A 16855-nucleotide genomic window follows, 5' to 3' on the forward strand; every position below is an offset into this window, starting at 1 on the left:
AATATTAAGGATCATGCATCAAAAATCTTTTGTATATCGGACAATGAACGAAACTTCATAGTTCTTTTCTACTCATTCCGAAGTTCGAAACATATTACAAATTTTCCAAAGACGTAATTGGTATTTGCACCATAATTAACGTGCCTTTTCCTGGTTTGGAATCAATGCTTAACTTTCCATCCAACATATTAATCCGTTCCTTCATTCCAACTAAACCGAAGCTACCTTCTTTTTTGTCTAGAACATCAAAGCCTTTTCCATCATCTTTAATCACGGCTGTCACTCGCTCCGCCGTTAATTCCAATTTAATTTGGATCGACGTTGGTTCCGCATGCTTATAGGCGTTTTGGATCGCCTCTTGAACAAAACGGAAGATAGCAACTTCCATATTCTGCGGAAATCGACGTTCTCTTCCAATATTCTTAAATGTGATCGAAATACCAGTATGCTCTTCCGCATTCTTTATATACTTCGCCAAGGTCGGCACTAATCCGATATCATCTAACGTCATCGGCCTTAAATCGTAAATAATTCGTCGTACTTCACTTAACGAATCTTTTACTATTTTTCTTAAGTCACGAATTTCAAGTCGTGCTTTTTCTACTCCTTGCTGGTCCAATACTTTCTCTACAAGTTCAGTGCGAAGCATGACATTGGCCATCGTTTGAGCAGGGCCATCGTGGATTTCCCTGGATAATTTTTTTCGTTCTTCTTCTTGAGCATGAATAATTTTCAACCCGAACTTTTGCATTTCTTGAGCATCTTGCACTAATTCAGACACGTGCTGTAAGTCACCAGTCAAATAATTGATTACTACGTTGATTTGGTTAATCAAATGATCAGCACGTTCCATCGTTTCGCCTAGTTTCATTAACCTACGTTCAAGATTGTCTCGCCGTTCTCTTAGCTGCTTTTCTTCTTGATGTAATAACGCAAGTTTCACTTGATAATCATTGGCTTGCTCGTATGCTTCACGAACTTCCGTGTCACTATAATAACCAAAATGCTTACTCACTTCCGCTAAACGATTTCTTGCAAATCGGGAATGGAGCTCAGTACGTTCTGACTGTTCAATTAATTGAATGACTTTTTGCTGAATATCTTCTAGTTCTATTTTCAATGACTGATATTCATCTCTTGATTCTTCGCCAATTTCAAAAATCTCTTCTTTACTTTTTCCTACCATATCCATCATTTTATCTAAAATAGACTCAATTGATTGAACGGAGCTCATCCAACCCCTCTCTTTCTGCATACAAAAATGGTCTGAGACATTGAAGTCTTTTTTGCTAATATTTATAAGTTTCCAGACCATAGCTTCATAGATGCTGAAAACCCTATCCATAAAAATCGAACATATTACTTAATTTATGGGGGTCATCCGACATTTGATTCATTTTTTTAACAAATGACTAGATTTTTGAACAAACCTATTCATTTTCATCATATTCGATATTGCCATTTTTGTCTAAGTAAAGTCATATGGGAAATTAAACCTATAGAAATTTTTCCATAAAATCTCATATTCATTGATAACTTATTCGACTGCTATTCTAGAAAAAATGGGTAAACACTAGAGAACACTGAACTTGACAGGCTCTCTTATTCATCATACCCTAAATTTATAAACATTTATCACCTTTTGAACACTTTTCTATATTTTTTTACACTTCAAGAAATTTTGCACCGACTGAAGCGTGTATGAACAAATAAACCTAGTTAAGAATGTATATATATACATAGCCTAATCTCATGTGTTTATTTTAGTAGAGCAAAATCACCCTACTTCGAAACCGAACGTACATTCTACTATTATAGCCTATATCTATCGGTTTGTCGTTCATTTTTTTGCATACGCTTGTTTCATAAATTCCGCTCTGGGATATTTCCAATGACCGTTCAACCCTCACATAACAAGGATTAAACTTCTTTTGTTAGATTCACACATAGTTTCCCTTCAAAAAATAGAGTTGAACATGCATCACTTCACAAATTAAGTTATTAAACCGATAGGAGAGATTATCATGCTTCCTTTCTACTATACAGTTAAAGGTGCTGGTGAACACGAAATCACCATCCAAAAGTCACGATTTATTGCTTACGTGCAACGGGCAACGACAGAAGAGGAAGCTCAAACGTTCATTGAATCGATTAAAAAGAAAAACTGGAATGCCAATCATAATTGTTCTTGTTACATGATCGGTGAAAATGATTTGATCCAAAAAGCCAATGACGATGGCGAACCATCAGGCACTGCCGGTGTACCTATGCTTGAAGTATTGAAAAAACGAAAGTTAAAAGATACAGTCGTTGTTGTCACTCGGTATTTTGGTGGCATCAAATTAGGCGCTGGTGGACTGATCCGTGCTTATGGATCTGCGGTCAGCGAAGGGCTGAATGCTGTCGGAGTTGTAGAAAGAAAACTCATGAACATTTATGCTTCCACATTTGATTACACCTTACTTGGAAAAATCGAAAACGAAGTTCGCTCCTCCAATTATTTATTAAAGCAAATTGACTATTTAGAGCAAGTCAAGCTAGAAACATATGTCGCGGACGGGGAAGAAGCTGCCTTTGAAGAATGGATGATGAATTTAACGAGTGGGCAAGTTCACATCGAAAACACTGGCCAAGCATACTTAGAACAAGACGTACCCCCTCCTGGAAAATAAACGAAACCATAAAAAACCACCAGACGGTGGTTTTTTATGGTTTCCTCGATATTCATCACAAAAAGTTAGCCCCGAACAATGAACTGCTTTTATCTTTCATTAAATGAATTAAACTCTGTATCATGCTAATTTTAAAATACAACAACAGGATCTAACGAAAGTCATTAATCATTTCAATCCAAATTGATGTAGGATTCCATCGTTTTTAACTTTTTTTCTCCAATTCCTGTTACTCGAAGAAGATCATTTATGTGTTTGAAAGGACCATTATCATCTCGTTCTTTTTTGATATTTTTCGCCAAATCTTCGCCTACTCCATAAATTTCTAGAAGTTCTTCTACAGAAGCTTCATTCACACGGACAACTTTGTCACTTTTATGACTATTTTCTTTGGCTTCTGCTTTTTCTGATGATTCCGTAGGTGTTTCAGTTTCACCATTTTCTTTGTTGTTGCTATCTTCTTGAACACCCTTTTCCTCGTCGATCAAATGACCATTCTGGTGAACTTTTTTATCATCCTCAAGCAAAGCATGATTTTTCGCCGTTTCAAAACTGCTAGCTGACCATCCTTTTTCCCTTTCCAAAATCGGAAACATCTTCACAAGAAAAGGCCACACCCAAGTTCCAAAGATGAAAAACATACTAAGGAGAACGAGAACTTTCTTTATCATATCGTTTCCCCCATTCCTTTATTCATATTATACCAATATTGTGAAAGAATTGTCTCTCTTTCATGAAGGAATACGTAATTTTGCAAAAATTACCCTTTTCTTCTCATCAATCAGATAAAAAAACTGACCCTTATAGGATCAGCAGAAGATATGTTTAGAGAGTTTCATTCTAATGAAGAGGTCCAAACTTAGTTACTTAATAAATCATTTGGTTGCTCTACTAATGTCCCATAAACATGAAAACTCTTTTTTGGTGTTTTCTCTCTTAAAAAGTGACTGACTTCTTCTACTGTCATCCCGATTTCCCGTGCTTCACGCATCAATCTTTCCCATTCTTTGTCTAAGGTTGAGTTCACAATTTTTTCCATCTCTCCTTAGACCCCCTTTCCCACAAGTGCCTATTAGGCAGCCAGGCTATCTTAAGTCCCTATTATGGACTCTTAGACCCTTAGCTTTGCGTCCTTGTCTTTCAACAAGTTTGCCTTTACTAGTAGGAGTTAAGGTAACACGGTAAAAAATTTTTAACATAGGAGTGTTGGCTTCATGATGCTTGAAAAGCTGGCGTTCACCATAGTGACTAGAGCTTATTCAATATATACCCGATTTTCTTAAAAAAATGCCAACTTTTATGAAATTTTATATTACATTTTCATTACAATTTTCTATTATTTTAACGCAAATATTCCCAACGTTCTATTTCTCATGACTTATTGAGACATTGCTCTATTCTGGGCAATGCCTCCCCATTTCTAAAACGTTATGTTAGATAGATTTGTCTTTTGGCACTGTTGCATAATCGTAAAGCCTGATGCCATTTTTTCCTTCATTTTTAATATTGTACATCGCAGCATCTGCTTGCGAAATTAACGTATCGAGGTTGTCATTATTAGACGAAAATTTACTAATTCCAATGCTTGGTGTGATTTTTATTGGAGCTTCATCTATAAAAAATGGTTTGCATAACGTTGTTTGTAACCTTTCTGCTACATGAATAACTTGCTCTGAGGTTAAATCCGTTACAAATACTACAAACTCATCCCCTCCGATACGGGATACCATATCTATTTGCTTCAAGGAACTAACTAATCTAGTTGCCGCTAACGAAAGGAGTTTGTCCCCTGCATGGTGACCGTATGTATCGTTTACTTGTTTAAATGAATCTAAATCGATGAAAATAACATAAGACCGTTCATAATCAAATTCGGCTTTGATCTGTTCCTTTTGAACAAATTGATACAACTGAGAGCGATTAGGTAGTTTCGTCAAGGCATCATGGTATGCTAAGAACTCAATTTTTTCTTCGGCCTTCTTTCTCTCGGTAATATCAACAAACGCTCCTTCTACTCGTTTAATCGTCCCATGATCTGAGATTACTGGGAAAAATCGAGCCGAAACCCACATTACTGGATTAGTTGGAATTTCAAGTCGATACTCCACTGACTCCATTTTCCCTTCTAAAATATGAGTTTCAACCACATCAACAAATGGCTTATCCTCTTCATGGATGTACTCTTTCCACAAAATAGGACTAGATGACACTTCCTTTTTCATCATATTCTTTAAAGTATTAATTCCAGAAGAAACAGTGTGAACTTGCGAAATTGGATCGTAAGAATACGTAATAATACTCGCACTCTCTAATATGTAGGTAAGTTTGCCTTGGCTGTCTTGCAGTCCCGTCCACATTTTTTCAGAAAAAGAACTTTGAACGATTAAAAATATTGCTACAAACAATGTAAAAAGTAGGTAATAAGCAATATCATCAGGATTACTCGTGAAAACGATTTGATTTGAAAAGCGACTGAACGTGTATAGTGTTAGAGCCATCGTATATAACGCAGCTAAAACAATCACTCGAGTTTGATTAAATAAAGAAGAGATAACTAACCCAAGCCAAACGAATATATAGGAAGTTAGTTCTGGATAAGCAGAAATAATATAAAACATTTGTACAAAATACAAGGTTATGATCCCATACATCATTTCGACAGTAGCGACCTTTTTCTTTAAGATAACCCATACAATACCTATCATCACATACCCAATGAAGGGATATGTGCTAATGGAAGCAGAGAAGATAAATTCCACAAGGAGTCCAAGTGTATTAAACAAAAGTAACAATTTCAAAACGAGCAAGTTTCTTTGTTGAATAAAATGACTATCCCGCTTCAATTCCACCCCTCCTCCTTGTAAAAAATACGCAATTGGCGAAAAGTCCTATGATAATTATACTGGAAACAAAGTTAAATGTCCTCTATTTTTTTACAATTGTTTTCCTGTAATGGAAATTATCCTAAAAGCATGATAATGAGCGTGATGGTAAACACGCTTAGTAACGTTGTAATCAAAGTGATGCTTGAAACGAGCTTTGGTTTGGCGTCGAATTCCACAGCGTACATCACAATCGTAGCTGCAGAAGGCATTGCCGCTGCTACGATAAGGACTTTTGCTAAAAGAGGATCCATCGGCATAACCATTGTCAGACCCCAGGCTATCATTGGTGAAAGAAGCAGTCGAACAACGACGCCATAGGACACTTTGCTCCAATCAAACTTCGTCCATTCGATTTGCGCCAGTTGCATCCCTAAAATGAGCATCACGGTCGGTATCGCAGCTTGAGAAATTAATTCCACAGGTTGCATGAGATTATCCGGCATTTCCACTCTGATTAGTTTGAGAAGAATCGCTAATAACACCGCATACGTCACCGGCATTCGTAGCAAAACTTGTAACGCTGTTTTCACACCTGAAATCCCACGCGCCGCATAATATACTCCAAAAAAATTCATGATCACAGCTTGCAAAACCATAAACGATACGGCATATGCAAATCCTTCTTGGCCGTATGCAAACAAAATAATTGGAGCACCATAGTTCCCTGAGTTCATAAATGCTGTTGAAAGAATCAATCCACTTTCTATGCTGGTCGGGTACTTCATCTTCCACGCATAAAGTTTGTTTATAATGATGATCGCAAATAATAACGCTAATGCAAAGACAATCATATAAACGTATTGTATGTTCATATCTGCCTTGTAAAACGTGTCAAACACAAGAGCAGGCGTTAAGATATAAATGGCAACGGTTGAGATTGGCTTAATATCAACTTTGCGCCACTTTTGTACGACATAACCTGTCAGAAAAACAAGTAGCACAGGTAAAACTACGGATATGAAAATCGTCATGACTATCGCTTCCTATTTTTTCGGGACTCACCCTTTAGATTTTGAGCAAACTTGCGCTTCATTTCATGCTGACGGATCATCCGTCTTTTGAAAACAAGTATCTTCAAATTCTATCATTAATAATGAAAGAACTGCATCATTAGTTTTCTATTTGAAGCAATAGACGTTCAAAAGCACCATCGTTTCTGTCAAAAAAAGCCACACGCCATAGAGCGACGTGTGACTAATGGAGTGAGCACTTCCATAGAATCCTCCATTCCACTTAAGATTGAAACCAACTGCGAATGGTTAAAAATATTCTTTGGAAAAAATTTAGTTGTTCATGCTGTTCCATTTCACCTGCTGCTGTTTCATTAGAAAGCCCCTCATTGGTAGCTAATCCTTCTTCACCTTGATCGTCGTCAGTTATACTAGCTTCTACTTCTAACATTGTTACTTCGAACCCTTCTACTACTTCAACCATTTCATGTCCATATTGCTCGTATATCCGCTGCGCATTTTCTTCAATAAAAGGATCAATTCCTACTTGTACCTTCCCTTTAAAAACGTCTGGATTAGTATGATGAATCGTATAATTTCCCCTTTCAAATCCATCCGAATCAATCTCACTTTGTTTCGCTAACAATTCTTCCTCCGTATATGTGATTTTCAGAAAATCAATTTCTGCCGGTTCTTCTACTACCTGGTGCATTTTTTCTTTGTGTTCTTCGCTAACTTCTTCTTGAAATGCAAATACTAATACCCCTAACTCCCTATCGCTTCGATCAATATACATGCTCACGTAACTATCCGCTAAATGATCTTCAATGTACGCTAAAACCTGTTCGGTCGCTTCTGTATGATTAGGATCAATTCCTTCTTCCTCCCATTTCATGATTTGCTCTGTAAATTCATCACTTTTTTGTTTCCCTTCTCCATGGACATGTACCGGTGATAGATAAACCAATCCTAATAAAATAACGATGCTAGCAAGTATTTTAAAAGGTAACATTCCATACTCCTCCCTCGTTTTGGACTATGTACAATATTAGACGCATATTAAAAAATTTCGTTGCAGTTGATGGATGCATTTTGTGCGATCGATGTATCCTCTTGGACCGTTTTTCATCAAAATCTGCTCGCTACGGGCTCAAGCGGCATCCTCTCGTGACCGTCTTTTATCAAAATCAACTCGCTACGGTCACAAGACGCCCTCTCTTGTGACCGTCTTTCACCAAAATCTGCTCGCTACGGGCACAAGACGCTCTCTCTTGTGACCGTTTTTCCCTGAAATCAACTCGCTACGGGCTCAAGACGCTCTCTCTTGTGACCGTCTTTCCCTGAAATCAGCTCGCTACGGGCTCAAGCGGCATCCTCTTGTGACCGTCTTTCCCTGAAATCAGCTCGCTACGGGCTCAAGACGCTCTCTCTTGTGACCGTCTTTCACCAAAATCTGCTCGCTACGGTCACAAGATGCATCAACAACAACTCCTATCTCTGCTCGCTCCCACCCACACCCCAAAAGCGCAACTAGAACAGAAGAAGCTTTGGCGTAATGAACACCAAAGCTTCTTCCCTATTACATTTATTCAGCTTTACTAGAGTCTATGACTCATACAAGGTTTTACGCCCTAGTTTCATCGCTCTCTGACGATTCCCTAGCTTCTTGTTGTCCTGCTTCCTTGTTTGAAAGCTCTTCTGTTAGGTTGTCGACACTAGATTTCACATTGCCTTTACCAGAGAAGTTTTCTAGAAGTTCATTCACATTCAAACCAGATGCCGCTTTCAAGTTTTCAGGAAGGGTCGCCATCAAGTCAGTGACGTATCCTGACATTTTTCCAGCTCCGCCTGCTCCGTTTCCATCTTTGCCACTACCACCTGTATCCACAACAGTCACTTTATCAATGGCGCTAAGCGGTGCAGCAATTTCCTTCGCATATGCAGGTAGCATATCTAGGATCATGCTAAGTTTCGCAGCTTCACCGTATGCTTCATAAGCCTCGGCCAACTTCTTCTTCGCTTCAGCTTCTGCTTCCCCTTTCTTCTGGATAACACTCGCTTCGGCCTCACCTTTTTTGAAGGTAACCGTTGCTTCTGCTTCCCCACGGAATCGCTCAGCATCGGCATTTGCTTTCGCTTCTGCTTCAATTTGATATTGTGACGCTTCTGCGGCACGCATTTGCGTAACTTTTGTCGCTTCCGCACGCTGTTCTTGCTCATAGCGATCTGCGTCCGCTTTCTTACGCACTTCTGCATCGTACTGCTTCTCACGACGAACAATTTCACGCTCTTCTAGTTCAATTTGCTTGTCGCGCTCGATGATCTGGATTTGCATTTCTTCTTGCGTAACGTGCTGCTTCGATTTCGCCGTTTGCAAGTCGTACGCCTGATCCGCTTCCGCGCGAGCTTGGTCTTGCTCACGTGTGTATTGAGCAATCTTCAACTGCTTCTCTTTCTCAGAGTTTGCAATCTCCGTATCTCGAACCAACTCTTGTGCTTTCGCTTCTTGCTCTGCACGAGCATTTTCGATACGAGCTTCTTTCTTACGCTCCGCTTCCGCAACCGCTGCATTACGCTTTACTTCAGCGATACGAGGTTTACCTAAGGAATCTAAGTATCCTTGTGCATCTGTTACTTCTTGCAAAGTAAAGGACTTGATTTCAAGACCCATTTTGTTAAAATCGCGAGACGCAACAGACTGGACTTCTTGGTTGAAACGCTCACGGTTGTTGTTAATATCCTCTACACTCATCGAACCTAAGATCGAACGTAAGTGACCTTTGAGAACATCTTGCACTTCTTCTTCAAATTCTTCTGTTGGTTTTCCTAAATATTGTTCCGCCGCTGTTGCGATCTCTTCCATCGTTGATCCGACTTTGATAATCGCCACACCATCTACGGAAACCGGAACCCCTTGCTCCGTATACGCTCCACTCGTGCGAACATCTAAGCTGTAGTTTGATAGACTAAATTTCGCATACTGTTGGAAAACCGGAACAACAAAGGCACCGCCACCGCGAATAATCTTCATCTTTTTGCCATCATCATCTTCAGAAATGTTTTTCCCTTTTCCTAAATAACTACCTGTTACGATCAATGCTTCGTTTGGTCCTGATGTTTGATACCGTGTGAAATAGACACCTAATAAAACAAGAAATACAAAGGCGACGACAACAGGTGCAATAAATACTGTTTCCATTGTTTCAACTCCTCTTTCTATTTTTTGTTCTGTAAAAACATGGTCGCTGAAGTCTCTTCGTAAATCTATGTAAAAGCTTCCTAGCACCATAAAAAATAACAGAACTAATGTGGGGTATTGGAGTCTCCACTTTTTTTAAACAAAGAATGTGTGGCACTAAAATCTTCCATGACCATAAATGACCATAATGAGGTTGAACGGATCATCTTGTGAAAAAATTAGTCGTAATGTTTGGAAACGAGAAAGACACCTTCGTCATCAATGTCAATAACGAGGATTTTCGTTCCTTCAGGAAGCAACTCTTGATCAAAACTTTTCGCCGGTTTGCTAATTGTGCCGTGAGTACGAGATATAATTACCTCGCCAAACCCATCTGCAGGGATCGTTGTGAATACTTCTCCAACCGTCCCTTTCAATTCGTTAATCGAATAAGATGTGTTTTTCTCGGACCGCTTTACAGGAATAATAATGAAATAGTTCACTAAAACGATAACAATTGCTGATACAACAAGGTTAATCAATAAAATCATTCCACTACCGAGGAAAAAGGCCACAGCTTCAAGCACATACCCGAGTCCACCAATCAATGTGATATATCCAATGATTGTAATCGGATTTAAAATAGCGTCTCCACTAATGTCCATGAGACCTTCAAGCAGTTCCCCGACAAATATGTAGAGAATCGTCAAGATTACCCCTGCAATCAATAAAAACAGGTAAATTGATTCGATATCATATCCGAATATCTCCATGCTACTCACCTAATTTCTGTTCTTTAATGACTTCTTCAGATGCTCAAGTTTCGCATCAACACTCTCTGAAGACGATCGCTCGTTTTCTTCCCCAACATTACTTTCTCCTTCGTGCTCATTCTTCTCACTAAATGAGGCATCACCAGACATTTCATGATCACGCTTCTTTGCTCTCTCCATTTCATCTACGGCAGAGGGAAGATGAAGGTTTCGCTTTGACTGCAATTCTCTCTTTTTTATTTGCAAACGTTGATAATCCCTTCTCTGTTCATCAATATGCCGAAGGATATCTTGTTTATGTGCTTGAGCCGACTCAAATAACGAGGTAATTTCCTGAATATCACGATCTATTTCCTCTTTTTTCAGCAATGCAAGCTTTGCCGATTGATCATCATCTTTCTCTAAAAATTGAATCGCATCTTTTTCACGCTGAGAAGATTCCTCTTCCGCTAATTCCATCCTTCGATTCAATCTTTTTTCGCTAGCGATTTGCTTATTTAATGAAGCTTGCATATCGTTAAGTTCTCTTTCCATGTCTTGCAACAACTCATCCGCCATCTCTACTGGGTCTGAAGCAGATTGTTCATGAGACTCCCCATTTTTCGAAAAAAGTCGCCTGAGCCTTTGAAACCACAATATCATCTAATCCCTCCTCTCAATAATTGAAATGGTCCTAAAGACAGTATACAGAAAATAACTCCGTTTATGGAAGTGATATGGGAATTCATGAAAAAAATGAATAAAGTTTATTTTAAGGAAGTCACAACAGCAACAAATAAAAGCCTGACTCCTGCCAGGCTAGAGAAATTATTTAAGTATGTCGTGATCGACGTAACGTTCGCCGTTCAGTTCACTAATTACATTGATAGCAACAGATGCCCCGTGTCCAGCGGTAATAATCGTATGGACACTTTCGCCTGCGCATGTTCCAGCTGCCCAAACACCTTTGACGTTCGTTTTACCGTCGCGACCAACATCAATGACTTTCTTGATTTTTGGCTCTGTGCCTTCTTTTGTGGTTATTCCTGATTTTTCTGCGACATCAGCCATAAGACCTGTTGCAAAAATCACGTGTTTCCCTTGAAATTCGCCAGCTTCCGACTCAACTTTGACACCGTCTCCGTTATTCGTAACACCTGTAGCTTTCGTATCTACTACTTCCGTTCCAAATTTTTTCGCTTGCTCGATTCCTGTGTCGACCAGGTCTGGTCCTGTCGTTTCTTTCACACCGTAATGATTCTCAACCCACGCTTTTTTTGTAATACTTTGGTTACTATCTAACAACAACGTTTTTTTCCCTGCTTTTGCAGCAAATAAAGCTGCGCTCGCTCCTGCAGGTCCTGCACCAATAACTATAATATCGTACATACTAACCAACCCTTTCGAGAATTCTAATCGCTTTCATTATTCATTTTACAAATGTTCCCTAACGAAATCGAATGATCTGCTTATAACAATTAGGGAAACCTTGATTGAATAGTTATTTTGGTTAAAACCATTTGTGAGTTTGGAGAGTATGCGAGGAATTTTTGAAGAAGATACGGTAATGTGCGGCTTGCTTCCCTTCAAGCGATCTGAAAATGCATGAAGGTCACTATACCTTTCTTTTACTTCCTTTCAAGCGATCAACCTACTAACGAATGTCACTATCCCACTCCCTCCTAAATCTCTTAAAGAAAATAAACTTGTTCTGTTTTCAGAATAATTGGTATAATGGATATAAGATAGAATGACTATTGAAAGAGGTGATACGATGATTTCCTCTCAATCAGTTCCATTTTTTTCAACAACAAAACAAACGAACAATCAGCTAGCGATGAAAATGCTTCGCCTCAGTTCGTCACAACGGATTAATAAGGCCGCAGACGATGCAGCGGGCTTAGCCATTTCAGAAGGCATGCGAGGTCAAATCCGCGGAGACCGGATGGCCACTCGGAACATGGAGGACTTTCAATCGCTAACTAGGACGGCGGAGGGTGCATTAAGTCAGTCACACGATATTTTTCAACGGATGCGGCAGCTCGCTGTTCAAGCGAATAACGGAACATTAACAGAATCAGATCGAAATGTTCTGCAGAAAGAATTCTCACAAATTCGCGAGACGTTAGATGCGATTGGACGAGATACGGAATTTAATACACAACCGCTACTTGATGGGTCATTCACTAACAAACGTGCAATAACAAATGCAAATGGACAATCCCTCCAGCTTTCGATTGATGGAAGCACGTCTGATTATTTAGGTAGCGTTGTTTCAGGTCAAAGTTTAGCCGATGTTGATTTAAGTTCCGATCCTCGAAGTGCTCTTGGCGTGATCGATGAATCGATAGCAAGAATCTCTCATACTCGAAGCACGCTTGGTTCCACGGACAATCGATTAAATTACGCCGGTAGCCTTGCGCAAACTCACCTTTTGAATTTACAACAAGCTGAATCGCGCATTCGCGATGCAGATATAGCAGCGGAGTCGATCCAACTTAACCAATATTTAGCGATGCAACAAGCGCAGTTAAGCGCCCAGAACATGGGTATTGGAATGAGTGGTATGCAAATAAATTTACTTCAATAATCAAGAGGGCTGTCTCTCAAAATGAGGACAGCCTTTTTCATTCTATTTAAGCTATTCTTACTCATCGGTATTATTTCCCTTAAGATGCACCATCTAAGTAACTATAAGACTTTTTCTCATTTTCAATATAAAGGACATGCCACTGAGCAAGGATATATAAACACCAGATTTTTCGTGAATGATCAGCTTTGTCCATTTGGTGCTCCCAAAATAATTTATCTACATAACGTTCGTTAAGATACTGACTCAAACCACTCTCTAGGATGAAGTACAAACACTTCTCTCCTCTTTCGCCTTTTAACCAATTTCGCAGTGGGACAGGAAACCCTAGTTTCCGTCTATGGAGAACGTGGTCTGGAACAATCCCTGACATCGCTTCTCTGAAAATCCGCTTCGTTGTTTTCCGATTCACCTTTCCAGGCAAAGAAATTTTCCTTCCTACTTCAAAAACAGATTGATCAACAAAGGGGACACGAAGTTCTAATGAATGGGCCATCGACATTTTATCCGCTTTCGCTAAAATGTTGCCAGGTAACCAAAAATTCGTATCAATGATCTGCATCTTCGTTACATCATCCATGTTTTTGGCACCTTCGTAAAACGGTTTGACAAGCTGAAAGGCTGTCTCATTATGAAGGTAACGCTCTTTCAAATTCTCATGGACTACATCAAGAACATCTTCCGTATAAATTTTCGCATTTCCGATGAAACGATTTTCTAACAAAGTCATCGCACGATTCAAATAATTTTTCCCGAAAAAATCCGGAAACTGTCTCGAATGTTTTTTCCATGCTCGTTTGATACTTGGTGGAAGCCACTGAAAATACTTTAGAGCCTGTGGTTCCTGATAGATACGATAACCTCCGAAAAACTCATCGGCACCTTCCCCTGACAAAACGACTTTCACATGTCTAGAAGCCATTTTGGAAAGGAGATAAAGAGGAATCGCGGAAGGATCTGCAACCGGATCATCCTGATGCCACACTGCAGATTCTACAGCTTGAAAAAAATCTTCTTCTGATAATGTCCACTCATGATGGTCCGTATCAAGAATCTCTGCCGTTTTTCTAGCAACTTCACACTCATTTAATCCACCTTCAAAACCGACAGAAAATGTCTTCAATGGACCCATTTTTCTTAACATAGCTGCTATTGCCGTAGAATCAATTCCACTAGATAAAAAACTACCTATAGGAACATCACTTTGGCTATGAAGCTCAACAGATTTCGTTAATGCCTTTCTAATTTTTTTGCGAACCTGCTCATCAGGTTCTTCGATGGGGTCAAATACCGGCTTCCAATAGCGCTCTATCTTAAAATCATTTCCTTTGACGATTAACCGATGACCAGCAGGTAACTTGTACACTCCCTCAACCATCGTAGCCGGTTCAGGCACATATTGAAAACTCAGAAAGTGTAACAAACTTTGTTCATTAAGTTTCGCAGGACCAGTGAATTCGCCTAAGACGCTTTTCAATTCTGATGAACATATAAGCTTTTCATCATCATACCAATAATAAAAAGGTTTGATCCCAAAATGATCACGTGCTGCGAAAAATAATTCATGTTCCGAATCCCATAATATGAACGAAAACATCCCTTGCACGTGGTCCACACAATCTACGCCATATTCTTCGTATAAATGAAGAATGGTTTCCGCATCTCCATTTGTCCTAAATTCATGTCCTTTTGTCATTAAATCTTCTCGAAGGTCTTTATAGTTATATATTTCACCGTTACAAACGAGCATGAGACGATTATTTTCATTAAACAATGGTTGGTTAGCTCCTGATTGATCAATGATTGCCAGTCTGCGAAAACCAATGCCTACAAAATTATCGATTTCCACCCCATCATCATCTGGCCCACGGTGAACCATCACATTTGCCATTGTTTGAAGACGGGCTCGATCGACCAGTTGTTTGTTAAACGAATAGATTCCATTGATTCCACACATCTTAGTTTATCTCCTTACGCTTTAAATTTTTATCAATCTGATATTAAAACCGAGCCCATTTTTCTCCAATTAGGTTTACTTAGTCATTAAGTTGCTCTCCTGTTTCCTTCCACTCCCACTCATCTACAATCACTTGCTTTACTGGATACCAGCCATCTCCAGCTTCTGGAGCGTATCGACTGTAAATGTAGAAGTAGGACTCTTCATAGCTTCCTACGATCATTTCTCCATGAACGTCTCCAATATGAACGACTTTCTCGACAATCCATCCTGCTAACTTCTCTTCTTCATCTAGGGGAAGCGCTTCTCCTCCAGCTACATTCCACTCTTCCTCTGCATACTGCAACGCCTCAACTTCCGTGACGCCATCATCAAAAAAGACGATGTCAACGTTGATCATATCGAAGTCTTGTTGAGAGATTGTAACCCCTTTGCCAAACTCTTTATCAAATGATTCATAGTAATAACCGTCTCGAATATAAGTTGTAAACGGCATTGATGGATCATTTAATAAATGGTGCGTATTAACTTCTTCCATTCCTTCAGGAGTTGTTGTGATTTCTTTCGTCTCTGGACGATTCACTTCAGGAAACTCGGCACTTTCGTCAGGTGCATCATTATTATCATCCGACTCATTTGCCTCGTTGGTGTCATTCGATTCGTTTAAATCAGTCACGTCTACCTCTTCGTTCGATTCGTTTTCATTATTGTCCACTTGAATTTCCTCATTTTCGTTGTCATTTCCAACTGAACCAGAACCTGTGCCAAACATATTTTGAAATTCATCCGTATTCAAAACAATTAATGAAAGTAATCCCGCCGCTACTGCTGCTGCAACAAGCCCTTGAGACCACCGTTTCATTTTAGCCATCTTATTTCTTTTACTAGATTCTCTTCTAGCTTCTTCTATTCCTTGCATTGCTCTTTGGAACGATTCTCGTTTCGTTTTATCTGAAGGCTCCATTTTCCACTCCTTCATCGCTTCTTCTAGCTCGGTTTCGGTTGGAAATGGATGACCTTCGTCTCTTTTTTCTGAGTTTGGATTATTATTTTTATCCGTCATCCTTCTCCCACCTCTTCTCTAATAAGACTCATCATTTTTTTCCTCGCTCGATTTTGTAGCGCCTTCACTGAAAACGTTGTTTTTTTCATGATTTCTGCTGTTTCTTTTACGGAAAATTCTTCCACAAACCGTAAATGAAGCACAGCTTGATAATCTGTCGGCAGCTGATTCATCGTTTGCAACAAATAATTTTTCAAGCCTTTGTCTAAAACCTCTTCCTCCGCAGAATGAACCTTTTCAGTAAATGCCTCTAGCGTGGAATGTGGCATGAAAGTTGTCGCCTTATGCTTTTTTTGTTTTCGATGGTAATCGATCACAACATTTCTACTAATCGCAAAGATCCATGTTTTAAAACTAGATTTCCCTTGAAACCTTGCTAAATTCTTCGCCATTTTAAAGAAGATATCTTGGATCAGCTCTTCTGCATCATGATGATTTCCTGCTTGGACGTAAACATAATGAAATAACGGCTGAACGTAACGGCCATGCAACGTACGAAGGGCTTCATCATCGCCATCTAAAGCTAGTTCGACGAGTTTTTCATCTTCCATAAAACCACCTCTTTTCCATTCACACTATTAGACGCACAAAAAATAAAAAGGAGTCACATTCCATAAAAATTTTAGAAGAGTGTATGCTCTCTCTTTAAAGCTCTTTCTTTTGTATGTATTTCTTGTCATATATTATTGTATCTCGTTGAACTTATCATGCCTATAGACACAAAAAAGGTTTGAAGTGATATGTCATCACATTCAAACCTTTAATTCACTTCTATAAATTTAGTGTGAAAATTTCTCCAATAAGCTTG

At 39.2% G+C, this 16855-nt stretch carries 15 protein-coding genes and 1 riboswitch; of the genes, 2 read left to right on the forward strand and 13 right to left on the reverse strand.

All coding sequences use genetic code 11. The features are described from left to right. Positions 1-94: 94 nt before the first annotated feature. A complete protein-coding gene (locus QDN89_RS07970) occupies positions 95-1234 on the reverse strand; it encodes a sensor histidine kinase (RefSeq protein ID WP_280769582.1) in 1140 nt (379 codons plus the stop codon). Positions 1235-2024: 790 nt separating this feature from the next. On the opposite strand from QDN89_RS07970, the gene QDN89_RS07975 reads away from it, so the two are divergent. After that, complete coding sequence (locus QDN89_RS07975; protein ID WP_280769583.1) at positions 2025-2672, forward strand: YigZ family protein; 648 nt, start codon at positions 2025-2027, stop codon at positions 2670-2672. Between the two features lie 173 nt (positions 2673-2845). Here QDN89_RS07975 and QDN89_RS07980 read toward each other — a convergent pair whose 3' ends face one another. From QDN89_RS07980 to QDN89_RS08020, 9 genes are all read right to left on the reverse strand, one after another. Further along, entirely contained in the window at positions 2846-3343 is a 498-nt protein-coding gene (locus QDN89_RS07980) for a ComEA family DNA-binding protein (protein ID WP_280769584.1), read from the reverse strand. A 188-nt stretch (positions 3344-3531) separates the two neighbouring features. Beyond that, a complete protein-coding gene (locus tag QDN89_RS07985) occupies positions 3532-3711 on the reverse strand; it encodes an anti-repressor SinI family protein (protein WP_280769585.1) in 180 nt (59 codons plus the stop codon). Between the two features lie 33 nt (positions 3712-3744). After that, a riboswitch (cyclic di-GMP riboswitch) is annotated at positions 3745-3836 on the reverse strand. Between the two features lie 269 nt (positions 3837-4105). Continuing rightward, the gene (locus tag QDN89_RS07990; protein ID WP_280769586.1) at positions 4106-5515 is read right to left on the reverse strand and encodes a diguanylate cyclase; all 1410 of its coding nucleotides are present in this window, start codon (positions 5513-5515) and stop codon (positions 4106-4108) included. A 116-nt stretch (positions 5516-5631) separates the two neighbouring features. Then, the gene (locus QDN89_RS07995; RefSeq protein WP_280769587.1) at positions 5632-6528 is read right to left on the reverse strand and encodes an AEC family transporter; all 897 of its coding nucleotides are present in this window, start codon (positions 6526-6528) and stop codon (positions 5632-5634) included. 262 nt (positions 6529-6790) lie between these two features. Next, entirely contained in the window at positions 6791-7519 is a 729-nt protein-coding gene (locus tag QDN89_RS08000; protein WP_280769588.1) for a hypothetical protein, read from the reverse strand. A 612-nt stretch (positions 7520-8131) separates the two neighbouring features. Then, on the reverse strand, positions 8132-9706 hold the full coding sequence (locus QDN89_RS08005; RefSeq protein ID WP_280769589.1) for a flotillin lipid rafts scaffold protein FloT: 1575 nt from the start codon (positions 9704-9706) through the stop codon (positions 8132-8134). 218 nt (positions 9707-9924) lie between these two features. Beyond that, complete coding sequence (locus tag QDN89_RS08010; protein WP_280769590.1) at positions 9925-10458, reverse strand: NfeD family membrane protein; 534 nt, start codon at positions 10456-10458, stop codon at positions 9925-9927. Between the two features lie 9 nt (positions 10459-10467). After that, positions 10468-11100: a PspA/IM30 family protein gene (locus QDN89_RS08015; RefSeq protein WP_280769591.1), complete on the reverse strand. Its 633-nt coding sequence runs from the start codon at positions 11098-11100 to the stop codon at positions 10468-10470. Positions 11101-11265: 165 nt separating this feature from the next. Further along, positions 11266-11826 (reverse strand): FAD-dependent oxidoreductase, encoded by a 561-nt coding sequence (locus QDN89_RS08020; protein WP_280769592.1) that lies wholly within the window; start codon positions 11824-11826, stop codon positions 11266-11268. Between the two features lie 361 nt (positions 11827-12187). On the opposite strand from QDN89_RS08020, the gene QDN89_RS08025 reads away from it, so the two are divergent. Continuing rightward, positions 12188-13027: a flagellin N-terminal helical domain-containing protein gene (locus tag QDN89_RS08025; RefSeq protein ID WP_280769593.1), complete on the forward strand. Its 840-nt coding sequence runs from the start codon at positions 12188-12190 to the stop codon at positions 13025-13027. A gap of 79 nt (positions 13028-13106) precedes the next feature. On the opposite strand, the gene asnB is transcribed toward QDN89_RS08025, so the two are convergent. The 3 genes from asnB to QDN89_RS08040 form a co-directional block, all read right to left on the reverse strand. Continuing rightward, on the reverse strand, positions 13107-14984 hold the full coding sequence (gene asnB / locus QDN89_RS08030) for an asparagine synthase (glutamine-hydrolyzing) (protein WP_280769594.1): 1878 nt from the start codon (positions 14982-14984) through the stop codon (positions 13107-13109). A 79-nt stretch (positions 14985-15063) separates the two neighbouring features. Next, positions 15064-16047 carry a hypothetical protein gene (locus QDN89_RS08035; RefSeq protein WP_280769595.1) on the reverse strand — a complete coding sequence of 328 codons (984 nt, stop codon included), beginning with the start codon at positions 16045-16047 and terminating at the stop codon, positions 15064-15066. Further along, entirely contained in the window at positions 16044-16598 is a 555-nt protein-coding gene (locus tag QDN89_RS08040; RefSeq protein ID WP_280769596.1) for an RNA polymerase sigma factor, read from the reverse strand. Before QDN89_RS08040 ends, QDN89_RS08035 begins: the two co-directional genes overlap by 4 nt. Between the last annotated feature and the right edge of the window lie 257 nt (positions 16599-16855).

Origin of the sequence: Salipaludibacillus daqingensis (assembly GCF_029891575.1) — a bacterium.
Lineage (GTDB): Bacteria > Bacillota > Bacilli > Bacillales > Salisediminibacteriaceae > Salipaludibacillus > Salipaludibacillus daqingensis.

Bases quoted from the DNA above. Each gene is read 5' to 3' on its own strand.
- QDN89_RS07970 (WP_280769582.1), bottom strand. From the start codon at position 1,234: ATGAGCTCCGTTCAATCAATTGAGTCTATTTTAGATAAAATGATGGAT.
- QDN89_RS07975 (WP_280769583.1), top strand. From the start codon at position 2,025: ATGCTTCCTTTCTACTATACAGTTAAAGGTGCTGGTGAACACGAAATC.
- QDN89_RS07980 (WP_280769584.1), bottom strand. From the start codon at position 3,343: ATGATAAAGAAAGTTCTCGTTCTCCTTAGTATGTTTTTCATCTTTGGA.
- QDN89_RS07985 (WP_280769585.1), bottom strand. From the start codon at position 3,711: ATGGAAAAAATTGTGAACTCAACCTTAGACAAAGAATGGGAAAGATTG.
- QDN89_RS07995 (WP_280769587.1), bottom strand. From the start codon at position 6,528: ATGACGATTTTCATATCCGTAGTTTTACCTGTGCTACTTGTTTTTCTG.
- QDN89_RS08000 (WP_280769588.1), bottom strand. From the start codon at position 7,519: ATGTTACCTTTTAAAATACTTGCTAGCATCGTTATTTTATTAGGATTG.
- QDN89_RS08005 (WP_280769589.1), bottom strand. From the start codon at position 9,706: ATGGAAACAGTATTTATTGCACCTGTTGTCGTCGCCTTTGTATTTCTT.
- QDN89_RS08010 (WP_280769590.1), bottom strand. From the start codon at position 10,458: ATGGAGATATTCGGATATGATATCGAATCAATTTACCTGTTTTTATTG.
- QDN89_RS08015 (WP_280769591.1), bottom strand. From the start codon at position 11,100: ATGATATTGTGGTTTCAAAGGCTCAGGCGACTTTTTTCGAAAAATGGG.
- QDN89_RS08020 (WP_280769592.1), bottom strand. From the start codon at position 11,826: ATGTACGATATTATAGTTATTGGTGCAGGACCTGCAGGAGCGAGCGCA.
- QDN89_RS08025 (WP_280769593.1), top strand. From the start codon at position 12,188: ATGACTATTGAAAGAGGTGATACGATGATTTCCTCTCAATCAGTTCCA.
- asnB (WP_280769594.1), bottom strand. From the start codon at position 14,984: ATGTGTGGAATCAATGGAATCTATTCGTTTAACAAACAACTGGTCGAT.
- QDN89_RS08035 (WP_280769595.1), bottom strand. From the start codon at position 16,047: ATGACGGATAAAAATAATAATCCAAACTCAGAAAAAAGAGACGAAGGT.
- QDN89_RS08040 (WP_280769596.1), bottom strand. From the start codon at position 16,598: ATGGAAGATGAAAAACTCGTCGAACTAGCTTTAGATGGCGATGATGAA.